Source organism: Jatrophihabitans sp., from assembly GCF_035474675.1.
GTDB lineage: Bacteria > Actinomycetota > Actinomycetes > Mycobacteriales > Jatrophihabitantaceae > Jatrophihabitans_A.
Genome location: NZ_DATINC010000095.1, coordinates 1 through 2,467 on the forward strand (window position 1 = coordinate 1; position 2,467 = coordinate 2,467).

Annotated in this window: 3 protein-coding genes; all 3 read right to left on the reverse strand. The window is 73.1% G+C overall.

Annotation, left to right across the window (positions count from 1 at the left end):
• On the reverse strand, positions 1–690 hold a 690-nt coding region (locus VLJ82_RS11410; RefSeq protein ID WP_408663472.1), incomplete at its 3' end, for an ATP-binding cassette domain-containing protein.
• A 192-nt stretch (positions 691–882) separates the two neighbouring features.
• A complete protein-coding gene (locus VLJ82_RS11415) occupies positions 883–1,806 on the reverse strand; it encodes a TIGR03619 family F420-dependent LLM class oxidoreductase (RefSeq protein ID WP_408663473.1) in 924 nt (307 codons plus the stop codon).
• Complete coding sequence (locus VLJ82_RS11420; protein WP_408663474.1) at positions 1,803–2,324, reverse strand: VOC family protein; 522 nt, start codon at positions 2,322–2,324, stop codon at positions 1,803–1,805. Before VLJ82_RS11420 ends, VLJ82_RS11415 begins: the two co-directional genes overlap by 4 nt.
• Positions 2,325–2,467 lie beyond the last annotated feature (143 nt).

Genomic DNA, 2,467 nt, shown 5'->3' on the forward strand with positions numbered 1-2,467 from the left:
GCGCTCGCCGCCCACCTGGGCCTTGAGGCTGTCGGCGGTGCCCTCGGCGATGGCGCGGCCGTGGTCGATCACCAGGATCTTGTCGGCCAGCCGGTCGGCCTCCTCCAGGTACTGGGTGGTGAGCAGCAGGGTGGCCCCGCCCTTGACCAGGTCGGTGATCACCTCCCACATGTCGGTGCGGCTGCGCGGGTCCAGCCCGGTGGTCGGCTCGTCCAGGAAGAGCACCGGCGGCCGGGCCACCAGCGCGCCGGCCAGGTCCAGCCGGCGCCGCATGCCGCCGGAGTAGGTCTTCACCGGACGGTCGCCGGCCTCTTCCAGGTTGAACTGGTCCAGCAGCTCCCGGGCCCGCTGCCGGGACGGCCCGCGGCCCAGGCCGTAGAGCCGGCCGACCATGTCCAGGTTCTCGAAGCCGGTCAGGTACTCGTCCACCGCGGCGTACTGGCCGGACAGGCCCAGCTTGGCCCGCACCTGGCCGGGATTCTTGAGGATGTCGATGCCGGCCACCCGGGCCTGGCCGGCGTCCGGCTCGAGCAGGGTGGTCAGGATGCGCACCGCGGTGGTCTTGCCGGCCCCGTTCGGCCCGAGCAGGCCGAGAATGGTCCCTTCCGGGACGGCGAGGTCCAGGCCGTCCAGCGCGCGCAGCTTGCCGTAGGTCTTGACCAGTCCGTTGGCGGTGATGACGTCAGCCATCAGCCGGTACCCAGGTCTTCCAGGCGGTCGTGCCGGGTCATCGCGTCAGTCCTCACAGGTCGGGTTCGCTGGGAGTCTTCAAGCTAGAGCACTGCTCCGACAACGTATTTTCGGTCCGGAGGTTCCCCGCGGGCTATGGACGGACCGTGCCGGGATGCTCAGCGCTCGGCGGCGAGCACCGCCAGCACCGGCTCAGGAGCGCGGCGCGAAGGTCTGCAGCAGCTGCTCGGCCCGGCGCATCGAGTCCTGCGGATCGGCGTCCGGCGAGCCCACCGCGGGGTCGAAGTTCAGGTCGATAAAGAGCTCGGTGATGCCGGCCTCGGCCAGCCGGTCGAAGTCCTCGCGGATCTGGCCGGCGTCGCCGTGCAGCGGCCGCCGGTCGGCGCCGGCGGGCTGCTCGGTCAGCGACAGCACGCCGCGCACGACGAAGCGCAGCCGGTCGGGATCCCGGCCGGCCTCCCGGGCGGCGTCGCGCATCACGTCCAGGTCCGTCCCGACGGTGCGCAGGTCGTGCCGGCTGGCCGAGATCCAGCCGTCGGCGATCCGGCCGACCCGGCGCAGCGCGCGCTCGGCGCCGCCGCCCAGCAGCAGCGGCGGGTGCGGCTGCTGCACCGGCTTCGGATCGACCCGAACCGCCGGCATCCGGTAGAACTCGCCATCGAAGCTGACCACCTGCTCGGTCCAGATGGCCTTCAGGCAGGCGATGAACTCCTCGGTCCGGGCGCCCCGGCGCGCCGGGTCCACGCCGACCGCGGCGAACTCCTCCTCGGCCCAGCCCAGGCCCAGGCCCACGTCCAGCCGGCCGCCGGACAGCTCGTCCAGCGTGGTCAGCTGCTTGGCCAGCAGCACGGGGGAGTAGAACGGCGCGTTCACCACCGCGATGCCGAGCCGGGCCCGTTCGGTGACCGCGGCCACGTGGGCCAGCGTGACGATCGGGTCCTGCACGGCGCGGTACATCGGGCCCCAGTCGCCCTCGGCCGGGTGCAGCAGCCGCTGGAAGGTCCACAGCGACTCGAACCCCAGCTCCTCGGCCCGCCGGGCGATCCGCACCAGGTTGGCCGGCCGGGCCCAGCTGCCCGACACCGGCAGGCCGAAACCCAGCCGCAACCGGCTCACCGGCCGTCCAGCCACTGACCGCCGAAGTACATCAGGTCGTCGGAGAGCAGCTCGATCTGGATGCCGTCCGGGTCGCGGAAGTACAGCGACTCCTCGATGCCCTGGTCCGGCCCGCCGTAGGAGATGCCGGCCTCGTCCAGCCGGGCCCGCAGCTCGGCGTGCCGCTCCGGGTCCACCGAGATCGCGATGTGCTGGACGGTGCCGAGCGCCTCCGTGCCGGCTTGCAGGCCCAGGCCCGGGAAGTCGAAGAAGCCCAGCAGGGTGGAGTTGCCGAGGTCGAAGAAGAAGTGCGACGAGCCGGGGTAGTCCCGGTTCTCGACGAGCTCGACCAGCGGGAACCCCAGCAGGCCCTGGTAGAACTCGATCGTCCGCTCGGGGTCGGCGCAGATCAGCGCGGCGTGGTGGATGCCCCGCGCGGTGGACGGCGGTCGTTCCGCGACCGGGGAAAGGTAGCGGTCGCGCAGCTCGCCGCGCCGCCGCTCCAGCTCCGCGCGCTCGTCCTCGGTGGGCTGGGCCATCGGCCGCTCCTCCCGTCGCCTACGGACGAGCATAGGACGCCCCCGCGGTGGCCACCCGCGCCGAAGGGGCGGCCCGGCGCACCGGACCGCCCCTGCCGCCGCCGTGGCCTAGGGCGCGGTGCCCCAGGCGAGGGTGCCGTTGA